This is a genomic window from Vibrio tapetis subsp. tapetis (assembly GCF_900233005.1).
GTDB classification, from domain to species: Bacteria; Pseudomonadota; Gammaproteobacteria; order Enterobacterales; family Vibrionaceae; genus Vibrio; species Vibrio tapetis.
In genome coordinates this window covers 1197765-1217687 of record NZ_LT960611.1, presented here as the reverse complement: position 1 = coordinate 1217687, position 19923 = coordinate 1197765, and the positions used below count along the sequence as shown (strand labels likewise).

Below are 19923 nucleotides of genomic sequence, written 5' to 3'. Positions count from 1 at the left end.
TTACTCTGGTAAGTAAAAGCAAGTTGGGTGCCGTCTGGTGAAATCGCGGAATCTTTTAGCCACAAAGGTGCATGTTGCGCGAAAACCGCATTAAGTGGGGTTAAGAGTAAAATAGTAACAAGTACTCTAGAGTAAAACATAGGCTAATCATCCTTTTGATTGCAACGGTCATGAACGTGGTGATTCTCTTAGCAGTAACGCATCAACTTGTGCTACTTCCAGCGGTTGTAATGCCAAATCCAGTGTTCTGGGTGAGAACGTATTGTTGTTTCCATTTGTTCTACAAGGTGTGAAACGGATTGCTCGAAATTCTCTTTGGTTTCAAATTTCGTAAATTTGGTACGGTAAATATCACCGTCTTGCCAACCGTAGCTAAAGTAAATCGGTGTATTGCTGAGCATTGCTAATTGAATGCCGATGGCCGGGATTTGAGTAGGGTGTGTAAAAAAAGTGTGTTTCTCTCCGGGCGCATTCATGTCGCAGTGGAACATGAGCCAACAGCCATGGTTTATATTTTGAATGGCTTGAACGATGAAGTTATCCGATCTAGAAATATAAGGGCAGTCACGATGTTCTAACAGAGCGGCAACCCATTGGCTCTCTTTATTGTTACCATCAGAACCCGCTCCGACGATGGTTTTTGTTTCAATTCCGTTTTGGTTAAGTACCCATGTAGGCGCGTCCGCAATACCTAGATGCAAAGACAGGACAATGCCACCTTGCCGCTCGCTGGCTGCGTGTTTTATTTCATTTACTCCTTCAGCTTGTATGTTTTGTTTATCAATATGTAGCCACCTAAATAGCGACATTAATTGGTTGTAGGCAGAAGTGCGAGATAAACGCTGCTTATCCGTATGACGAATACTTGGGAACGCTTTTTCGAGCCCTTTATAAGCGACATCACATCGGGTTTTATGGATTAAAGTGGCAGTAAATTTGGCGATAACGGCATGAAGGCATGTCGGTATCTTTGCCACGAGTGAAACGCCACGCTCTGGAGTCATGAGTTTTCCTTTGAGAAGGGTTCGAGCCATTGAATAAAGTCTCGTAAACTCGCAGACATCGGCAAATGAAACTGACTTAAGTCTGCATTAATGCCATGCTGAGTTAAATGGGAAAGTAAACCAATGAACTGCATAGAGTCTATTTCGGTGAAAATGGTACTTTCGTCTGATAATTGGTGGCCAAAATTGGCCAAGTAATCATTAATGTATGCTTGGATCATGAGTTTTTCCTGATAGTTTGTTTAGTTGCGTTTGAAGATCCTTAAGATCAACTTTGCCATTAATGTTAATAGGTAAACGCTGGCAAAAATGAATACTGCTAGGGATCATATAATTGGGCAGTTTCATACGAAGGTGTTTTTCTATAGCTGGACGGTTCGTTTTTGATGTTTCGATGACATATAAAACTAACCCTATAGCCTCGCCATGTTCATTTATCGGCCAAGGTACAGCAGCGCTTTCGAAGCCTAATTGTCGGACGGTACTTTCTATTTCTCCCAGTTCTATGCGGTGCCCTTGAACTTTGACTTGGTGATCCTGTCTTCCTTTATAGTTCAGCCCGTTCTCGTTCACAGTCACGATGTCACCTGTGTCGTACCAAATTTCACCCTGTGAATCTTGCTGAAAAGCCAGTTTGTCGGCGATCGCGTTGTGCCAGTAATGATTGATTACTTGCTCCCCTTGGATATACAAACGTGCACAGTCAGAGTGTGCAATAGGCACTAACCTTGATGTTTGGCCCTTGAACATACTGCCAATAGGCACGTAGGGTGCTTGATAGTCTTTCTGGAGGTTGAACTCATGGGCACTTATTGCAATTGTTGCTTCTGTCGGTCCGTAAAGGTTGACCAGCTTTCGATTCGTCGCTTGCGCCCACTGCGAGGCATGATCGACACTGAGTGCTTGCCCACAAAAAAAACTGTGCCTTAGAGATGGGATACTGTTTTTCTCAAGTTTGTTTAATTGGGCAGACAAAGGGATGATATTGGGAACAGCGAGCATGCTGGTAATGCCATGAAATCGAATAAAGTCTACCGGACAACTTTTCAGTAGCTCTGGTAAAACATACAGTGCGGCTCCATGGCTCCACGACAGTGCCCAGTCGTGTACAGAAAGGTCAAACGTTAAATCAGAGTGTTGAGAAAATTTATCGTCAGAATTGAATTCGAAACATGAATCCATATGGTTGATATATTGATCTAAATTTTGATGCGTAATGCCAATACCTTTCGGCGTTCCCGTAGTGCCTGAGGTAAACATCAGGTACGCGTAACCGCCTGTCGCGATGTCAACGTTCTCTGCTTCGTCGTTTATCTTCATGACCGATCCGTTTTCTTGGTCATTTGGGTGTTCTGTTTGCCAAATAATTTGTAGTAGAGGTAAAGCTTGTAGCAATCGATCGATCAAATCGCGATCACACGGTGACGCGATAATGAGATCGCAGTGGGCCGCGTGTAAAATATCCACAAGCCGTTGCTCTGGTTGTTTAGGGCTTAACGGTAGAAAGATGTTGCCGCTAAATAAAGTCCCCAGAAGTGCACTATAAGTATCGACAGAACGTGTTGCTAAAACAGCAACCGTTTTTTGGTGCGCACTGCATGCTTTCAAGTTCAAATTGACTTTTTGTGAGCGGGTAGCCAAGTCGCGATATGAGTAGCTTTTGTTGTTTACCCACAAAGCTTCGTAATGATCGCCTAATCGATTGAAGTTTTGCCAAATTTTTTTGATAGTAGAAGACACAGTCGTTTCTCAAGTTCTTACTTATATGAACACTGTACAAAATGAGGCGAAGTGAAAATATCATAGTTTTGTATTGATATGTATGGTTTGTCATAATACATATCACACTTTGTTTACGGCCTCTCTTAACGTAATCATATTGGGTGCGTAAGGGCTGATGGTGATTTGGCATCAATTTATGCAGGAGAATGGAGTGACAATTCGTGACAGAAGAGTATCGAAAATAGCATTAAGATGTGTCTAACGATTTGTTGTAAGGGTTATCTGTGATGAAAATGAATACTGTCTGCTGCTTCATGTTTTTGGCTTTGCCGTTTAGCACGTTTGCCAGCGATGAGTTCCAGAGCTCAACGAGTGCATTAGAGGTGTGCCCTGCGGACTTCTTTACTCAGAGTGCGATTGTTTTTAATAGCGTGACTATTTGTGCGACCAAAGAGGTAAAGCGAACCAAACTTGTCCATGCCGCGAATGTAACTGCACAATGGTTGGATAATGATCAGGATGGGAAGGTCGATGAACCACGTTTGTTACCTCTATTAAAGCAAAACAAAGCGACGCTATTGATGAGTGCTAGAGGCTTTAGTGAGCAAGCGTTTGAAAAGATTGAACCTGATCTGGAGAATACTATTGGGCAAGACCTTTCGGGAGAGGAAACAGCCCCCATTGATAGACGAGATGCGTCTCAAGAAGAAATTCATCATTTAATTGTGAATGCGGGTTGGCAAAACCTTGCTCCGACCGTTTTTAGTGATACCAAAGCACAAGGCAGCTTGCTATATAAACAATGGCAAAAGGCAGAGCAACAAGGCAGCTATTCTTATGACGATCCTACCTGTGATGATAGCTGCAAAACCGTAGAGTTTTTCTATCTGGCCACTGCGGCGTACTTAGGTTCGTCGGCGGATCTACAATCTGATGAAATGATGATCAAGAACAGACGTTCTTTAAAGCAGAAATTGCCAGAATTAGTCAACATGATGGAATCGTTTGATTACCAATACCCAGTCCATTTATGGCCAGATGGGAACTATGCTCATCAAAGTAACATACTAATTAAATGAGTGTATTGCTGACTGGGTTGCTTGAGTTATTTACTGCATATTGACTATGTTACGTTGCGAGCTCGTGTAGAATACGGGCTTCGATTGACTTCTTTTGATGATAACTATGATGTTTCAAGCCGCAATTTTTGATATGGACGGACTCTTGCTCGATACTGAGCGTGTATGCATGAAAATATTCCAGCAAGCATGTGAAGTACGTAACGTGCCATTTTTGCAAGATGTGTACCTAACGATTATTGGGCGTAATGCGGCTGGTATTGAGCAGGCTATTTGCGATGGATATGGACCCGATTTGGATTATCCAAGCCTGAATGCTGAATGGCGTAAACGCTATGATGCCGTTGTTATGCACCAAGCTATTCCGGTTAAAGAAGGAGTAGTTGAACTGTTAGAGTGGTTGAAAAGAAATAACTATCCTATGGCTGTTGCTACCTCGACACGAAAAGAAGTCGCGGAAACCAAATTACGATTAGCGGGGCTTAGTCAGTATTTTGATGTTCTGGCTACAGGATGTGAAGTAAAACAGGGTAAACCAGATCCTGAGATTTATTTGCTCGCGGCAAGTCGCCTCGGTGTTGCCCCTGAGAACTGTCTAGCGTTTGAAGACTCAAATAACGGGGTTCGATCTGCCGTTGCCGCGAATATGACTACCTATCAAATTCCCGATCTTGTTGAACCGTGTGAAGAGATATTAGCGCTTGGCCATCAGGTTCGTTCGTCCCTTGAATTGGTTTTAACAGAACTCAAATAGAAGCGTTTCATAGGTTGTAAGTCGGGTAGGTGTGTTACTGCCCTTAAAATTATAGCGGTTGTCTGCTAGATTAATAAATACTAAGGAATGAATGGTAAGCTAATAGGTGATAAAAAAGCACTATTCGTATATCGGATTGATTGTCGTCCCGTCATTGCTTTTTGGCTCGGCGGGGCTATTTAGTCCGATTTGGTGGATGGAAAACGTAGCAGGTATACCCGCTATACTCGTTGGGTACTACGCAATCTTATTCGTGTTTTTTTTATTGTCTGCTCATTATCGACTTGTCGTATGTACACTTCCGCTGGCATTTATCTGGCTTTTTTACCTTACACCGGCAAGCTATGAGCGTGAAGGTTCATGCGTAAACCCCCTTTCTATTGTTCAATATAATCTTCGTTACGAAAATCCCGATCTTTCTTCCTTTATTGAGTATGTTCGAACGCAACCTATCGACCTTGTTGTTTTGCAGGAAGTGTCTCCGGAGCATGGGGAACAGTTTCGGGTGTTAGACAATGTCTACCCGTATCAATATGGCGGGCAGTCTAAGATAGGCTATCCAAGTGGCCAAATGGTACTTAGTAAAAGCTTATTGTATGGAATGAACGTACACAACTCGGCTTACGGCCATAAACTCATTCAAGGAATTTGGCAGCCGAAATTTAACACAGATATTGCGCTTTATGTCGGTCACCCGCCTTCCCCTAGAAGTGAATCTCTATGGTTAGCTCGCAACTCGACTATTGGTGCGCTGGAAGCTTTGGTGTCGTCTTCTGCTTTAAATACAACATTGGTCGTGGGAGATTTTAACTTATCGTCACAGAGTCAGAGATATAAAGAAATGCTTGTCGGTTATGAGCAGCAGCCGATTGGAAGTTGGCCTACGAAATTTTCAGGGATTGTGTTTCCGTCGCGGGCGAGGATAGCGATAGACCACTTGTGGTTAAAGAGTGAAGCAAAAATAAAGTACGTGATTTGCAGTCGCCGTACTTTATTAGAGTTTGAAGGTTCTGATCACAGTCCTATATTGACTTCAATAGGCACTATTTTAGGTAATTAAACGATTACCAATCGACACCTTTTAATGCTTTTACCCCATTTTCGAATGCGTGCTTAACATTGCGTACTTCAGACACTGTGTCAGCTAATTCGGTTAATTCTCTATGGGCGCCACGGCCAGTAATAATAACGGATTGCATCGGAGGACGGTTTTTCAATGCTTCAGTCAACTCTTCCAACTCGATGTATCCGTAGTTAACCATGTAAGTCAGTTCGTCAAATAGCAATACGTCAATGGACTCATCGGTCAGCATGCGCTTACATTCCTGCCAAACTTTTTGAGCGGCCTCGGTGTCTTTTTGTTTATCTTGCGTTTCCCAAGTGAAACCCGTTCCCATGACATGAAATTCGACACCCAGCTTTTCCAGGAGGTTTTTTTCTCCGTTATCCCAAGTACCTTTGATGAATTGAGTGACTCCACAATTCAAGCCATGGCCAATTGCACGGCATATGGTTCCAAAACCAGAAGTAGATTTGCCTTTGCCATTACCAGTAATAACGAGCAACAGTCCTTTTACTTCTTGAGCCGCCGCAATCTTTTCATCAATTTTATCTTTTACTTTTTTTTGACGAGCTTGATAGCGTTCGTCTTTGCTTTGTTGAGAAGGCATGTTGTCCCTTAGATCTCTATTTGGCTTTACAATATAGTAACTTATCTTGCGTTCGGTAAAAACCTTAGGAAAATTAAGTGCAAAAAAAACCAACGTAAATACGTTGGTTTTAATAGTTATTAGCGTTACTAACGATTAAGCAAGAATGTCAGTAGCAACTTTGTAGCTAGGATCTTCTTTTACGTTGATCTCAACTAAGCTTCCCGCTTTGTGCAATAGTGCGCGGCAATCTTGGCTTAAATGACGAAGATGAAGCGTTTTGCCAAGAGCACTGTAGCGCTCAGCAATGGTCTCAATAGCTTCGATAGCTGAGTGATCCGTAACACGTGAGTTAGCAAAGTCGACAATAACATCGTCAGGGTCGTTTTGTGCATCAAACAACTCTAGGAAGTTTGCGGCTGAACCGAAGAATACTGGTCCATTGATATGGTATTCTTTTGAGCCTTCTGCATTCAAGTGGCTTGACGCGTAGATGTGCTTAGCGTGTTGCCATGCAAACATAAGAGCAGAAGCGATAACACCGACAAGCACAGCGACGGCTAGGTCCGTTAGTACGGTAACAACCGTAACCAATACGATAACGAAGAAGTCTTGTTTTGGTACACGACGTGCCAATTTAAAGGTAGCCCATTCGAATGTGCCAATCACAACCATGAACATAACACCAACAAGTGCTGCCAGCGGGATCATTTCGATAAGCGCAGAGCCGAATAGGATGAAGAACAACAGACTCAATGCTGCGACAATACCAGAAAGTCGACCACGACCGCCGGAATTAACGTTGATCATTGATTGACCAATCATCGCACAACCGCCCATCGCACCAAATACTGAACAGGTAACGTTAGCCACACCTTGACCAACACATTCACGGTTACTTTGGCCGCGGGTGTTTGTCATCTCATCGATAACGGTCAGTGTTAGCAGTGATTCAATCAAACCGATAGCAGCAAGGATGATTGCGTATGGCAAGATGATTTGCAGCGTCTCAATTGAAACTGGCACATTCGGAATAGAGAAGGTTGGTAATGAGCCTGCTAATGTTGCAGCGCTATCACCAGACATACTACGTAAGAAATCCACAACGGTACGAGTATCAAGTTCTAAGCCTTGAACTAATGCGGTCACAGTAAAAATAGCAACCAAAGAAGAAGGGACAGCTGTCGTAACTTTTGGTAAGAAGTGAATGATCGCCATGGTTAAAAGAACCAAGCCCATCATTAACATCATTTGGTCTTGGGGTAACCAAGTTAATGCGCCCGTTAAATCTGGTGCTTTAAACTGACCTAACTGAGCTAAGAAGATAACAATAGCCAAACCATTAACGAAGCCAATCATTACCGGGTGTGGAACCATTCGGATAAATTTGCCCAGTTTGAAAATACCCGCGGTGATTTGCAAAATACCGGCGAGTAAAACGGCGGCAAATAAGTATTGAATACCGTGTGTAAGTACTAAGCTCGTCATTACAACCGCCATCGCACCAGTAGCACCAGAAATCATGCCTGGGCGACCACCTAAAATAGACGTGATCAAGCTAACAATGAATGCGGCGTATAGGCCGACCATAGGGTCAACGCCGGCTACAAAAGCAAAGGCTACGGCTTCAGGGACAAGGGCAAGTGCTACGGTTAAACCAGAAAGCACATCGTTTTTAACAGAGTGTTTAGAAAACTGTGGAAATTCGAACATTTTTGCTCAGTCAATTAGCTAGAGGTGAATGTTATCGAAGATAGGCTGGGTCAAATAGTGTCAATGTAAAAGAACAGCGTAATGTTTCGATATGTAAGTGCGCGCATCGTACCGAAAAGCGTGATGAAGTTCAATATTGATAGAGTGATTGTTCTATGAACAATTGATTAATATTAACGATTGAGTTGTTTCAGATGTGAATGGAGCAGATTGTTTCAAGAGCCTTAGTCTAAAGTTATTTATACAAAAAGACCGCACTAAAGAGTGCGGTCTTTTAAAGGGTACTTATTGTCTATTTACACTTACAGTGTTTTAGACATTGTTGCAGACGCTTGGCTTGACGCAGCTTGACTACCGGCACCTTTGGGCTGGAACGTCTCAGTGCGGAATGGCGCAGCAATCACTTCAATTTCTTTCAGTTCTTGGTTACCTGGCGCACTTGCCATTGGAGCAGAAACTTGTGACTTCAACTTATGTGGAGCACGAGATTCTTTAGCGACAACGACTTTCGTTTCAACAACCGGATCAGCCTCAACAACTGGTTTTTGCTCTGGAGCTTCAACTACTGGAGCATTCGGAACTTCAGCCTTGGCTGTTTGTTCTTCAACTTTGGCTTCAACAACTGGCGCTTTGGTCTCAACGGTTACTTCTGTAACTGGAGAGGCAGTCGCTTCAACTGTTTCAACTTTAGCTTCAACCGGCGCTTGTTCAACCACAGCAGGACGCATGATGATGACTTTACCCATCGACATCTCAGGGCAAGCAAAACCACCAACAGGAAGAGATAGTGGTAGTACAGCATCCACTTGTTTCTCTTCAGATTTGTTGCGCTTCTTAGGCTTGTAGAGGTCGTACTTAGGCATCACTTTACCCATCGCCATTTCAGGAGAGGCTACACCACCCTTGCGTAGACGGAATGGGTTAGGACGACGATCGCGACCACGACGGCGGCGTTGGCCGCTTGCACGTAAGTGACGAGGAGAGCGACGATTACGACGTTGCTTCTCTTCACCTTCAGCTTTTGCCTGTGGTTCTTGCTTCGCTTCAGTTTGTTCCGCGTTTGCAAGTGCTTCTGTTGCTTTCGCTTCTTCGGCTGCTTGCTCTTGTTGGGCTTTAACTCGAACTTGCTTGTTCATTTTACGACGTTGGCGGCGTTCTTTAACTTGTTCCGCTTTCTTCTCTTTTTGAACAACCGGTGTTTCAGCTTGCGCTTCTGCTGCTAGCTGCTTACCTTGCTCTGCAAGTTCATTAGTTTTAGCTTCGTCTCTAGGCTTACGTTCCTGTCTAGGTTTACGTTCTTGTCTAGGTTTACGAGTGTCGGCCTTAGGCTTATTCTCGTTGTTGCGATCTTGAGTAGACTCTTCGTCACGACGCTTGTTATTACGCTGTGGACGGTTGCCATCACGTGAGTTACGGCGACGGTTGTCACGTTGATCTTTACGGCCACGACGTTGTTGATTGTCGCGACGGTTGTCAGTTTTTTCTTCTTTCTTTTCTTCAGGTTTTGCTTCTTCAGAAGAACCAAATAGGAAGCTACCTAGAGCTTTAAACATGCGGCTTAATAGGCCAGGTTCAGCGTTTTCTTCTGCTGCTTTTGGCGTAGTAGCGGTATCCGCTTTAGGCATCGGAGCAGGAGTCGGAGCTGATTGCGCAGGAGCGGCAAAACCTTTAAGTGCAGGTTCTTCAAGTTTCTTAGGCTTGATTTCTGCTTCAGATGGCTCTTTGCTTTCTGCTTCTTTTAGCGCTTCAAGTTTCTTAGGTACTAAGTAAGAAAGAAGGTCTTGCTCTTCACCATCACGGATACGAATTACTTCGAAGTGTGGGGTTTCCATATCAGAGTTTGGCACAATTGTGATTTTCACGTTTTGTGATTTTTCAATATGGTTTACAGAGCGACGCTTTTCGTTCAACAGGTATGAAGCGATAGCAACAGGCACAACGGCAAGCACTTGGATGCTGTTGTCTTTTAGTGCTTCTTCTTCAATCAAACGAAGAACAGACAGTGCTAGAGATTCGTTATCACGAACCACACCCGTACCCGTACAACGAGGACAAATATGGTGACTCGCTTCAGCCAGTGACGGGCTTAAACGTTGACGTGACATTTCCAATAGACCAAAGCGTGAGATGCGGCCGATTTGAACGCGTGCGCGGTCCATACGAACAGCTTCACGTAAACGACTTTCTACTTCACGTTGGTGACGAACTGGCGTCATATCGATGAAGTCGATAACAACCAAACCACCCAGATCTCGTAGACGCAATTGACGAGCAATTTCATCTGCAGCTTCTAAGTTAGTGTTTAGTGCTGTTTCTTCGATATCTCCGCCTTTCGTTGCTCGAGAGGAGTTAATATCGATAGACGTTAGTGCTTCGGTTGGGTCGATAACAATTGAGCCACCTGAAGGCAAACGAACTTCACGTTGGAATGCAGATTCAATTTGGCTTTCAATTTGGTAGTGACTAAATAGAGGCACTTCACCGTCGTACTTCTTCACGCGATTTAGGAAATCAGGGCGAATAAGTTGAATGTGCTGTTTAGCACGTTCGTAAATGGTGTTGCTATCAATCAATATTTCACCAATATCGCGACGTAGATAGTCACGGATAGCGCGAACAATTACGTTACTTTCTTGGTGAATTAGGAATGGAGCAGGGTTGTCATTAGAGGCATCTTTGATGGCATTCCAATGGTTAAGTAGAACGTTAAGATCCCACTCTAGCTCTTCTGCGCTTTTACCAACACCAGCCGTACGGACGATAAGACCCATACCTTGAGGTAGCTCTAATGTACTTAGTGCTGCCTTAAGTTGAGTACGCTCGTCACCTTCGATGCGGCGAGAAATACCACCGGCACGAGGGTTGTTCGGCATAAGAACAAGATAGCTACCCGCAAGAGAGATAAAAGTAGTCAGAGCAGCACCTTTGCTACCACGTTCTTCTTTTTCTACTTGAACAATAACTTCTTGGCCTTCTTTAAGCACTTCTTTAATGCTTGGACGGCCTTGGTAAGTGTAACCCGCAGGGAAGTAATCTTTAGCGATTTCTTTAAGGGGTAGGAAGCCGTGTCTCTCTGCGCCGTAATCTACAAATGCAGCTTCTAGGCTTGGTTCAATTCGAGTGATACGTCCTTTGTATATGTTCGCTTTTTTTGATTCGTGGCCAGGGCTTTCGATATCTAGATCAAATAGGCGCTGTCCGTCGACTAAAGCGACACGCAACTCTTCTTTTTGAGTTGCGTTGATAAGCATTCTTTTCATTGTTTAAAAATCTCGTTATATTTTTCGTTATTTTCTTTGATTCAGCTTGTCGCCTAGCGTCTTTACCTATGGTGTCTGATCCCGTGGATATTCGTTGCAACCTCTCGGCTGGAAGGGATGCTCGCGGACACTCAGTTGCCACATCGATTTATGAAAATTGATGTGGCCCGCGTACTTAGGCGGAATAACTCATCATTGGTAAGGTGAGTAGAGCGACAATTGATACTTCTTGTAATATGTCTGACGCCCATTGCTGCATAAAGACTAAGAAGTTTTCTACTCTCATTGCTAGTACATTGCGATGAGACTGGTTTTAATAGTGTGAAATATAACCAATCACATCATTGCAGCTGAGAACTATAGCAGTGCAATGAAAACACGGCAATCCGCTTTATCATTTTGTACGCAAAAAAAGAGAGGTGAGTGCTGTTATGTTGTCTGGAAGCTAAGAATTTACGGGGGCTATAGCGATTTTTCTTTTGATTGGTTGAAAAGTAACCCACTACTTATGCACAGCTTATCTAATCCTCCATTTTTGTAAGTTTTTATCTTGCTTGTATTTCGCCTTTTCTTTCTTACTTAACGATGTTATTCCAATTGGTAGTCTTACCTTTCAGTGTTAGAATGCGCCGCATGAATGAGATTAAAACTAGTGTCAGATTCGTCGACATTGACGATGACATGGCTGGGCAAAGAATTGATAACTTTTTGCGTAATCAGCTTAAAAATATCCCTAAGAGTATGGTTTACCGCATTTTGCGTAAAGGCGAAGTTCGAGTAAACAAGAAACGTATTAAAGCAGAGTACAAGTTACAGGCTGGTGATATCGTGCGTATCCCTCCGGTTAAAACGACCGAAGAGGCGGAAGCATCAGCGGCTCCTGTGAGTACTAAGCTAAATAAAGTCGCGGAATTAGAACAACATATTATTCATGAAGATGATCATATGCTGATTCTGAATAAACCGTCAGGCATCGCAGTACATGGTGGCAGTGGTTTAAAATTTGGTGCGATCGAAGCCTTACGTGCTTTGCGTCCAGATGCACGTTTCTTAGAACTGGTGCACCGAATCGACAGAGACACGTCTGGTATTTTACTGGTCGCTAAGAAGCGTTCAGCATTGCGCCACTTGCAAGCTCAATTTCGAGAAAAGACGGTCCAGAAGTATTATTTTGCTTTAGTGATGGGCGCTTGGAAATCAAGTTGTAAAGTGGTGAATGCCCCTTTACTTAAAAATGAAGTGAACAGCATTGTTCGTGTTAACCCTAACGGCAAAGCGTCAGAAACACGTTTCAAAGTGCTTGAAAACTTCAAGGATGCCACGTTAATTCAGGCGAGTCCGATAACTGGGCGCACGCATCAGATTCGTGTGCATGCTCAGTATACCGGTCATCCAATCGCGTGGGATGATCGATACGGAGATCGACGCTTTGATGCCTATACCGGAAAGGTAGGGTTAGATCGCTTGTTCCTACATGCTGCGAACATCAAGTTTGAGCACCCAGGCAGTGGCGATAAGATGGATATCTCTGCACCGATGGAAAATAGGCTTGAAAGAGCGTTGGCTGGATTAAGGGCTAAAAGCTAAGTTCTAATAGCGAAGTAAAAGATCGGATACAGCAAAGAGCAAAGGAATCGAGGAAGGTTCTTTTGCTCTTTTTGTTTTATCATCTAGGCTTTTTCTTCTGCCTTCTGCCTTCTGCCTTCTGCCCCTAGATCACCTCAACGCCTTGCTTCTCAAGCATCTTAATCAAGGTTATAAGTGGTAATCCAACCAGTGCGTTGGGATCTTTTCCTTCCAGTTTATCAAACAGGGCAATGCCTAAACCTTCACTTTTAAAGCTACCGGCGCAGAAGTAGGGTTGCTCTTTATCGACATAGTTTTCAATCATGGACTGGCTGAGTGAACGAAAGTGCACAATGAAGGTATCAAGTTCTACATCACATTGCTTGGTTGTGGTGTTATATAAAGCGACACCAGTGTAGAAAGTGATGCTCTTACCACTTTGGGCGGTTAACTGTTTGATGGCATTTACACGATTGTGAGGTTTGCCCACTATCAACCCGTCGATGACACAGACTTGATCAGAACCTATGACCAAGGCGTGCTCATGAGTCTGGCACCCTTGAGCTTTTCCTTGAGCCAAGCGTCTTACCAGTTCTATCGGCGTTTCTCCCTTGAGTGGAGTTTCATCGCAGTCTGGTGAAGCAACGCTAAACGGGATATTTAACTTAGCTAATAACTGTTGTCGAAATGGTGATGTTGAGGCTAAAATAAGGGCTTGTTTGGTCATGAGTAAGGCTGCAGTTTGGTTCGTTTTGGTTACTTTAAAGTAAGTTTATCTTGTTTGACGTTAGTAATTGAAAAAAACTTAACTTTTTCGCCTTTTTCTTTGACTCTAAGTGATTAGAAAGATAATATTCGCGCCCTATGCAAAAGGTAAAAATTCCACGCACGGTAGATCCGGCGAAAACAGCTCAAAAACGATTAGATTTTGATGGCAGCATCCAAATCAGTCTTCTTAAGCGTTTAGCAGAGACAACCGTTGGCGTAAAACGCGACGCAGAAGTGTTATTGTCATTTGGGCTCGATGAGCAGCGACTTGTAGTTATCTCTGGTAAAGCTAACACTCAAGTCGACTTAGAATGTCAACGTTGTAATGAAGTTTTCACACATGAGTGTGAAGTCAACTTTACTTGTACTCCTTATTTTAATGAGAAAAGTGAAGAAGATGCACCCGAAGAGTACGATTTGGTAGATCTGAACGAGTACGGTGAAGTCGACTTAATTAAACTAGTTGAAGATGAGTTCATTTTGAATTTGCCTCAAATAGCAATGCACGATGATGCGGATTGTAGCGTTAAATCAGACAATTTGGTGTTCGGTGAGATTCCAGCAGATATTGTGGATGAAAAACCTAACCCATTTGATGTTTTAAAAAACTTAAAACGTTAATTTTTAACGGTTAAGTAATAACATAGGAGTAGGGTCAATGGCCGTACAAAAGAGCAAGAAATCACGTTCAATGCGTGGCATGCGTCGTTCACACGATGCGCTAACTACAGCAGCACTTTCTGTAGACGCAACTTCAGGTGAAACTCACCTACGTCACAACGTGACAGCTGACGGTTTCTACCGTGGCAAAAAGGTTGTTAACAAGTAAGGTTGACCCTTTGCAAAATATTACCGTTGCACTTGATGCAATGGGCGGGGACTTCGGTCCTCGCGTAACAGTGCCTGCCGCCGTGCAGGCATTGTCGCATTTCCCAGAGCTCAAAGTGATCATTATTGGTGATCGCGATACGATCACATCTCAACTTTCTCGAATTGGGTACATACCGAATTCACGACTCACTATTAAGCACAGTGATCGCACAATTTCTAATTCTGAAAAACCATCCAAAGCACTGCGTAATAGTAGTGGCAGCTCAATGCGTCTGGCTATCGACTCAGTGGCTGAAGGAGTGGCAGATGCTTGCGTAAGCGGCGGAAATACCGGTGCGTTAATGGCGCTTTCTCGCTTTCGCTTAAAATTACTGCCAGGAATAGAAAGACCAGCATTAGTATCGGCTTTGCCGACGGTCAGTGGTAATAAAACTTGGATGCTTGATCTTGGCGCTAACGTATCATGCGATGCAGACACATTATTCCAATTTGCCGTGATGGGCAGTGCGTTAGCACAAGAACACCTTGGTAGAGTACCTCGCGTGGGCGTCCTCAATATTGGCGAAGAAGACATTAAAGGCAACGACCTTGTCAAACGTTGTGCTGAGTTACTTAGCGCTTCGGACGAAGTGAATTACGTTGGTTACGTAGAAGGTGATCAGTTATTGCATGACGCTGCCGATGTGGTGGTTTGTGATGGTTTCGTTGGCAATGTATGTTTAAAAACAACAGAAGGCGTGGCCAATCTGTTTCTAAATCGACTTAAAAGTCATTTAGCGGCATCTGGATTAAAAGCTTGGATTGCAAAAAAATTGTTTTCTGGCTTACTAAATGAACTGAAATCATTGAACCCCGACCAGTATAACGGAGCAAGTTTGCTAGGATTGCGCGGCATTGTCATAAAAAGTCATGGAAGTGCTGATGTACCTGCTCTTGTTAATGCAATTGGTGAGGCAGTACACGAGATCAAACGACAAGTTCCAACCCGGATCAGCGATCGTTTGGAAGCGGTTTTACTCGAGAGGCATTATTAGTCTTCATGTATAGCAAAATATTAGGAACAGGCAGCTACCTGCCAACACAGGTGCGTTCGAACGCAGACCTTGAAAAAATGGTAGAGACCACTGATGAGTGGATCGTCACTCGTACTGGTATTAAAGAGCGTCGCATAGCGGCAGAAGACGAAACGGTTGCCGATATGGCATACCATGCGTCGGTTAATGCGATTGAAATGGCCGGTATCGATAAACACGACATAGATCTTATCATCGTTGCAACAACCAGTAGCAGCCATACATTCCCATCAGCAGCTTGCCAAGTGCAAGGCATGCTTGAAATTAAAGGCTGTCCAGCTTTCGATATTGCGGCGGCATGTTCTGGTTTCGTTTATGCACTGTCTGTTGCGGATCAACATATTAAATCTGGTATGTGTAAAAACGTACTGGTAGTGGGTGCTGATGCGCTTTCTAAAGCATGTGACCCAACGGATCGTTCTACTATCATCTTATTTGGTGATGGTGCGGGGGCGGTGGTTGTGAGTCAAAGCGAAGAGCCTGGCATCATCTCTACTCATCTTCATGCTGACGGCCAATTTGGTGATTTGCTTAGCCTACCTGCTGCAAGCCGAACGAATCCTGAAATGGATAAGTGGTTACACATGGCTGGCAACGAAGTATTCAAAGTTGCAGTGACTCAGCTTGCACGTTTGGTTAAAGATACGTTAGCGGCAAACGACATGGACAAATCAGAATTAGACTGGCTTGTACCTCACCAAGCGAACATGCGTATTATCAGCGCGACAGCTAAAAAGTTGTCAATGTCGCTTGATCAAGTGGTGATTACACTCGATCGTCATGGAAATACCTCTGCAGCGACCGTGCCAACGGCACTAGATGAAGCCGTACGTGACGGCAGAATTCAACGTGGACATACCTGCTTGTTAGAAGCATTTGGTGGTGGTTTCACGTGGGGATCGGCACTCGTTCGATTCTAAGTTATCGGCCGAATAGCGAAACTTTCTTATCGATAAAATGTCGATATAAGAGATATTGATTCTTAACCATGAAAATGGTCATGTTTTGGCTATTTGGTATTGTTTTTATTGCATTGCTTTAAGGAAAAAACGATGAGCAAATTTGCGATTGTATTCCCGGGTCAAGGCTCTCAAGCTCTTGGCATGTTAGCTGAGCTAGGCGAGCAGCATGATGTTGTTAAGTCTACTTTTTCAGAAGCATCTGAAGTGCTTGGTTATGACTTATGGGCTCTTATTCAAGATGGCCCTGCTGAAAAACTGAATGAAACATTCCGTACACAACCTGCACTCTTGGCAGCGTCTGTTGCACTGTGGCGTGTATGGCAAGAACAAGGATTAGCGCAGCCTGAACTGCTCGCCGGCCACAGCCTTGGTGAGTATTCAGCGCTTGTGTGTGCTGGCGTGATTGACTTTAAAGAAGCCATCAAGCTAGTGGAACTTCGCGGCCAACTGATGCAAGAAGCCGTTCCTGCGGGTATTGGTGCTATGTACGCAATCATCGGTTTGGCTGATGACGCGATTGCAAAAGCTTGTGAAGAAGCAGCGCAAGGTGAAGTTGTCTCTCCTGTTAACTTCAACTCTCCTGGTCAAGTCGTTATTGCTGGTAACAAAGCCGCCGTTGAACGTGCAGGTGTATTGTGTAAAGAAGCCGGTGCTAAACGCGCGCTACCATTACCAGTATCCGTTCCCTCTCATTGTGCGTTAATGAAACCAGCAGCCGAAAAATTGGCCGTTGCATTAGAGGCGATTACCTTTACTGCACCAAGCTTGCCTGTGATCAACAATGCGGATGTCGCAACTGAAACAGATCCAGCGAAAATTAAAGATGCGCTTGTTCGTCAACTATACAGCCCAGTTCGATGGACTGAAGGCGTTGAGAAAATGAGCGAGCAAGGCATTGAAAAACTATTTGAACTTGGCCCAGGCAAAGTTCTAACGGGTTTGACAAAACGAATTGTAAAAACACTTACCGCAGCGCCTGTTAATGACGCAACGAGTTTAGAAGCGGCTAAGTAAGCTATTTCCATTTAATTTGCGAGAAAGAATATGAATCTTGAAGGTAAAATCGCCTTAGTGACAGGCGCAAGCCGTGGTATTGGCCGTGCTATCGCAGAAACGCTAGTAGAGCGTGGCGCATTCGTTATCGGTACTGCGACAAGCGAGAATGGCGCAGCGGCTATCAGTGAGTACTTAGGCGAGAAAGGTAAAGGCTTAGCACTAAATGTGACTGATCCTGCATCAATCGAGACAGTTTTGAAGGCAATTAACGAAGAATTTGGCGCATTGGATATTTTGATTAACAATGCAGGCATTACTCGTGATAATCTACTGATGCGTATGAAAGATGATGAGTGGTCGGATATCATGGATACTAACCTGACATCTATTTTCCGTTTATCAAAAGCTGTCCTACGCGGCATGATGAAAAAACGTTGTGGTCGTATCATCAACGTTGGTTCTGTAGTGGGTACTATGGGTAATGCAGGTCAAGCTAACTACGCAGCTGCAAAAGCTGGTGTAATTGGCTTTACTAAGTCGATGGCTCGTGAAGTTGCTTCTCGTGGTGTGACGGTGAACACAGTTGCGCCAGGTTTTATTGAAACTGATATGACAAAAGCACTGAATGATGACCAACGTACTGCTACACTATCGCAAGTGCCTGCTGGTCGTCTTGGTGATCCGCGCGAAATTGCTGCTGCTGTAGCGTTTCTTGCGTCTCCAGAAGCGGCTTACATTACGGGTGAAACCCTGCATGTAAACGGCGGCATGTACATGGTTTAAGTTGTGCACTAGTAAAATATGCATGATTTAGGTCAAAAACGTGCCGATTTTCGGTAAAAATCGCACAATTTGTGGTTTGACCAGCAAGGACACCCTTGCAACTTTTAAAAGTTTGAATAAACTACGGAAAACATCGCATATAGCGAACTCTGTAAAGGAAAAGAAAAATGAGCAACCTCGAAGAACGCGTAAAGAAAATCATTGTTGAACAGCTAGGTGTAGATGAAGCAGAAGTTAAAAACGAAGCTTCTTTCGTAGATGACCTAGGTGCTGATTCTCTAGATACTGTTGAACTAGTAATGGCTTTGGAAGAAGAATTCGATACTGAGATTCCTGACGAAGAAGCTGAAAAAATCACTACTGTTCAAGCTGCAATTGACTACGTGACCAGCGCTCAGTAATTTGCACTTCCAGGCGGTCTTCTTGACCGCCTGAGTTTTAATGTCTACCCTCAAACCTTTCACTTTAATAATCATTCAATTCCGGAGAACTAGATCATGTCCAAGCGTCGTGTAGTTGTCACTGGCATGGGTATGTTGTCACCGGTAGGTAACAACGTAGAATCATCTTGGAAAGCCCTGCTAGCTGGTCAAAGTGGCATCGTGAATATCGATCATTTTGACACCACAGAATTTACTACTCGTTTTGCAGGTCTTGTAAAAGATTTCAACTGCGAAGAGTACATGTCCAAAAAAGATGGCCGTAAAATGGATCTATTTATCCAATATGGCGTCGCTGCAGGCATTCAAGCACTTGATGATTCAGGCTTAACGGTTACAACCGAAAATGGCCCACGCATTGGTGTTGCTGTTGGTTCTGGTATTGGTGGCATTGGCCTTATCGAAAATGGCCATACTGCGTTAACCAATAAAGGTCCACGCAAAATCAGCCCGTTTTTCGTACCCTCAACCATTGTTAATATGATTGCCGGTCACCTTTCTATCATGAAAGGTCTACGTGGCCCTAATATCGCTATTTCTACTGCATGTACGACGGGTTTACATAATATTGGCCACGCGGCACGTATGATTGCCTACGGCGATGCAGACGCAATGGTGGCTGGTGGTGCTGAAAAAGCATCAACACCTCTCGGTATGGGCGGTTTCGCAGCTGCTAAAGCGTTATCTACTCGAAATGACGACCCTCAAGCGGCATCGCGCCCTTGGGATAAAGATCGTGATGGTTTCGTATTAGGCGATGGTGCTGGCGTTATGGTACTGGAAGAGTACGAGCACGCTAAAGCTCGTGGCGCTAAAATTTACTGTGAGTTAGTTGGTTTTGGTATGAGCGGTGACGCTTACCACATGACTTCTCCAAGTGAAGATGGTTCAGGTGGTGCGCTTGCGATGGAAGCGGCAATGCGTGATGCTGGCGTAACGGGTGAACAAATCGGTTATGTGAATGCACATGGTACGTCGACTCCGGCTGGTGATATCGCTGAGCTAAAAGGCATTAAGCGAGCATTAGGTGAAGCGGGAAGCAAGCAAGTATTGGTGTCTTCTACTAAATCTATGACAGGTCACCTACTTGGTGCCGCGGGTTCTGCTGAAGCAATCATTACGGCAATGAGTTTAGTTGATCAAATGGTTCCACCAACGATTAACCTAGACAACCCAGATGAAGGTACAGAAGGCATTGACCTTGTACCTAATACCGCAAGTAAAGTTGAGAACATGGAATACGCATTGTGTAATTCATTCGGCTTTGGCGGTACCAACGGCTCACTGATCTTCAAGAAGATCTAATCGAATTAAAAAGATTCG

19 protein-coding genes are annotated in these 19923 nt (G+C 44.0%); 12 read left to right on the top strand and 7 right to left on the bottom strand.

Annotated features, from left to right (window positions below; all coding sequences use genetic code 11):
* Nucleotides 1-212: 212 nt before the first annotated feature.
* The 3 genes from VTAP4600_RS05360 to VTAP4600_RS05350 are packed head-to-tail and all read right to left on the bottom strand — an operon-like array spanning nt 213 to nt 2744.
* Nucleotides 213-1004: an LpxL/LpxP family acyltransferase gene (locus tag VTAP4600_RS05360; RefSeq protein WP_172443078.1), complete on the bottom strand. Its 792-nt coding sequence runs from the start codon at nt 1002-1004 to the stop codon at nt 213-215.
* Complete coding sequence (locus VTAP4600_RS05355; RefSeq protein ID WP_102521843.1) at nt 1001-1225, bottom strand: hypothetical protein; 225 nt, start codon at nt 1223-1225, stop codon at nt 1001-1003. The genes VTAP4600_RS05360 and VTAP4600_RS05355 overlap by 4 nt, the downstream gene beginning before the upstream one ends.
* Nucleotides 1206-2744: an AMP-binding protein gene (locus VTAP4600_RS05350; RefSeq protein ID WP_102521842.1), complete on the bottom strand. Its 1539-nt coding sequence runs from the start codon at nt 2742-2744 to the stop codon at nt 1206-1208. Before VTAP4600_RS05350 ends, VTAP4600_RS05355 begins: the two co-directional genes overlap by 20 nt.
* 269 nt (nt 2745-3013) lie before the next feature.
* On the opposite strand from VTAP4600_RS05350, the gene VTAP4600_RS05345 reads away from it, so the two are divergent.
* The 3 genes from VTAP4600_RS05345 to VTAP4600_RS05335 all read left to right on the top strand — a co-directional run bounded on the left by VTAP4600_RS05345 (nt 3014) and on the right by VTAP4600_RS05335 (nt 5619).
* A complete protein-coding gene (locus VTAP4600_RS05345; RefSeq protein ID WP_102521841.1) occupies nt 3014-3805 on the top strand; it encodes a hypothetical protein in 792 nt (263 codons plus the stop codon).
* Between the two features lie 106 nt (nt 3806-3911).
* Nucleotides 3912-4559: an HAD family hydrolase gene (locus VTAP4600_RS05340; protein ID WP_102521840.1), complete on the top strand. Its 648-nt coding sequence runs from the start codon at nt 3912-3914 to the stop codon at nt 4557-4559.
* Between the two features lie 106 nt (nt 4560-4665).
* A complete protein-coding gene (locus VTAP4600_RS05335) occupies nt 4666-5619 on the top strand; it encodes an endonuclease/exonuclease/phosphatase family protein (RefSeq protein ID WP_102521839.1) in 954 nt (317 codons plus the stop codon).
* 4 nt (nt 5620-5623) lie between these two features.
* Here the strand turns inward: VTAP4600_RS05335 and cobO are convergent, their stop codons facing one another.
* The 3 genes from cobO to rne all read right to left on the bottom strand — a co-directional run bounded on the left by cobO (nt 5624) and on the right by rne (nt 11181).
* Complete coding sequence (gene cobO / locus VTAP4600_RS05330; protein WP_102521838.1) at nt 5624-6229, bottom strand: cob(I)yrinic acid a,c-diamide adenosyltransferase; 606 nt, start codon at nt 6227-6229, stop codon at nt 5624-5626.
* A 135-nt stretch (nt 6230-6364) separates the two neighbouring features.
* The gene (locus VTAP4600_RS05325) at nt 6365-7921 is read right to left on the bottom strand and encodes a SulP family inorganic anion transporter (protein ID WP_102521837.1); all 1557 of its coding nucleotides are present in this window, start codon (nt 7919-7921) and stop codon (nt 6365-6367) included.
* A gap of 302 nt (nt 7922-8223) precedes the next feature.
* Complete coding sequence (rne, locus tag VTAP4600_RS05320; protein ID WP_102521836.1) at nt 8224-11181, bottom strand: ribonuclease E; 2958 nt, start codon at nt 11179-11181, stop codon at nt 8224-8226.
* A gap of 633 nt (nt 11182-11814) precedes the next feature.
* Between rne and rluC the strand changes: the two genes are divergently transcribed.
* Nucleotides 11815-12768: a 23S rRNA pseudouridine(955/2504/2580) synthase RluC gene (gene rluC / locus VTAP4600_RS05315; RefSeq protein ID WP_102521835.1), complete on the top strand. Its 954-nt coding sequence runs from the start codon at nt 11815-11817 to the stop codon at nt 12766-12768.
* A gap of 124 nt (nt 12769-12892) precedes the next feature.
* Here rluC and VTAP4600_RS05310 read toward each other — a convergent pair whose 3' ends face one another.
* Entirely contained in the window at nt 12893-13474 is a 582-nt protein-coding gene (locus VTAP4600_RS05310; RefSeq protein ID WP_102521834.1) for a Maf family protein, read from the bottom strand.
* A 137-nt stretch (nt 13475-13611) separates the two neighbouring features.
* Here VTAP4600_RS05310 and yceD point away from each other — a divergent pair, with 137 nt between their 5' ends.
* The 8 genes from yceD (at nt 13612) to fabF (ending at nt 19905) form a co-directional block, all read left to right on the top strand.
* On the top strand, nt 13612-14136 hold the full coding sequence (gene yceD / locus VTAP4600_RS05305) for a 23S rRNA accumulation protein YceD (RefSeq protein WP_102521833.1): 525 nt from the start codon (nt 13612-13614) through the stop codon (nt 14134-14136).
* A 37-nt stretch (nt 14137-14173) separates the two neighbouring features.
* On the top strand, nt 14174-14344 hold the full coding sequence (gene rpmF, locus VTAP4600_RS05300; RefSeq protein ID WP_102521832.1) for a 50S ribosomal protein L32: 171 nt from the start codon (nt 14174-14176) through the stop codon (nt 14342-14344).
* 10 nt (nt 14345-14354) lie between these two features.
* Nucleotides 14355-15380 (top strand): phosphate acyltransferase PlsX, encoded by a 1026-nt coding sequence (gene plsX / locus VTAP4600_RS05295; protein ID WP_102521831.1) that lies wholly within the window; start codon nt 14355-14357, stop codon nt 15378-15380.
* A 5-nt stretch (nt 15381-15385) separates the two neighbouring features.
* Nucleotides 15386-16339, top strand: a complete 954-nt coding sequence (locus VTAP4600_RS05290) for a beta-ketoacyl-ACP synthase III (protein ID WP_102521830.1) — start codon at nt 15386-15388, stop codon at nt 16337-16339.
* 132 nt (nt 16340-16471) lie between these two features.
* Nucleotides 16472-17395 carry an ACP S-malonyltransferase gene (gene fabD, locus VTAP4600_RS05285; RefSeq protein ID WP_102521829.1) on the top strand — a complete coding sequence of 308 codons (924 nt, stop codon included), beginning with the start codon at nt 16472-16474 and terminating at the stop codon, nt 17393-17395.
* Nucleotides 17396-17425: 30 nt separating this feature from the next.
* A complete protein-coding gene (fabG, locus tag VTAP4600_RS05280) occupies nt 17426-18160 on the top strand; it encodes a 3-oxoacyl-ACP reductase FabG (RefSeq protein WP_102521828.1) in 735 nt (244 codons plus the stop codon).
* A 167-nt stretch (nt 18161-18327) separates the two neighbouring features.
* Entirely contained in the window at nt 18328-18561 is a 234-nt protein-coding gene (gene acpP / locus VTAP4600_RS05275; protein WP_004737381.1) for an acyl carrier protein, read from the top strand.
* A 96-nt stretch (nt 18562-18657) separates the two neighbouring features.
* Complete coding sequence (fabF, locus tag VTAP4600_RS05270) at nt 18658-19905, top strand: beta-ketoacyl-ACP synthase II (RefSeq protein ID WP_102521827.1); 1248 nt, start codon at nt 18658-18660, stop codon at nt 19903-19905.
* Nucleotides 19906-19923: the final 18 nt, after the last annotated feature.

What these genes read in the sequence shown, in the direction of transcription:
- VTAP4600_RS05360 (WP_172443078.1), bottom strand. Translation starts at nt 1,004, where the DNA reads ATGACTCCAGAGCGTGGCGTTTCACTCGTGGCAAAGATACCGACATGC.
- VTAP4600_RS05355 (WP_102521843.1), bottom strand. Translation starts at nt 1,225, where the DNA reads ATGATCCAAGCATACATTAATGATTACTTGGCCAATTTTGGCCACCAA.
- VTAP4600_RS05345 (WP_102521841.1), top strand. Translation starts at nt 3,014, where the DNA reads ATGAAAATGAATACTGTCTGCTGCTTCATGTTTTTGGCTTTGCCGTTT.
- VTAP4600_RS05340 (WP_102521840.1), top strand. Translation starts at nt 3,912, where the DNA reads ATGATGTTTCAAGCCGCAATTTTTGATATGGACGGACTCTTGCTCGAT.
- cobO (WP_102521838.1), bottom strand. Translation starts at nt 6,229, where the DNA reads ATGCCTTCTCAACAAAGCAAAGACGAACGCTATCAAGCTCGTCAAAAA.
- VTAP4600_RS05325 (WP_102521837.1), bottom strand. Translation starts at nt 7,921, where the DNA reads ATGTTCGAATTTCCACAGTTTTCTAAACACTCTGTTAAAAACGATGTG.
- rne (WP_102521836.1), bottom strand. Translation starts at nt 11,181, where the DNA reads ATGAAAAGAATGCTTATCAACGCAACTCAAAAAGAAGAGTTGCGTGTC.
- rluC (WP_102521835.1), top strand. Translation starts at nt 11,815, where the DNA reads ATGAATGAGATTAAAACTAGTGTCAGATTCGTCGACATTGACGATGAC.
- VTAP4600_RS05310 (WP_102521834.1), bottom strand. Translation starts at nt 13,474, where the DNA reads ATGACCAAACAAGCCCTTATTTTAGCCTCAACATCACCATTTCGACAA.
- yceD (WP_102521833.1), top strand. Translation starts at nt 13,612, where the DNA reads ATGCAAAAGGTAAAAATTCCACGCACGGTAGATCCGGCGAAAACAGCT.
- rpmF (WP_102521832.1), top strand. Translation starts at nt 14,174, where the DNA reads ATGGCCGTACAAAAGAGCAAGAAATCACGTTCAATGCGTGGCATGCGT.
- VTAP4600_RS05290 (WP_102521830.1), top strand. Translation starts at nt 15,386, where the DNA reads ATGTATAGCAAAATATTAGGAACAGGCAGCTACCTGCCAACACAGGTG.
- fabD (WP_102521829.1), top strand. Translation starts at nt 16,472, where the DNA reads ATGAGCAAATTTGCGATTGTATTCCCGGGTCAAGGCTCTCAAGCTCTT.
- fabG (WP_102521828.1), top strand. Translation starts at nt 17,426, where the DNA reads ATGAATCTTGAAGGTAAAATCGCCTTAGTGACAGGCGCAAGCCGTGGT.
- acpP (WP_004737381.1), top strand. Translation starts at nt 18,328, where the DNA reads ATGAGCAACCTCGAAGAACGCGTAAAGAAAATCATTGTTGAACAGCTA.
- fabF (WP_102521827.1), top strand. Translation starts at nt 18,658, where the DNA reads ATGTCCAAGCGTCGTGTAGTTGTCACTGGCATGGGTATGTTGTCACCG.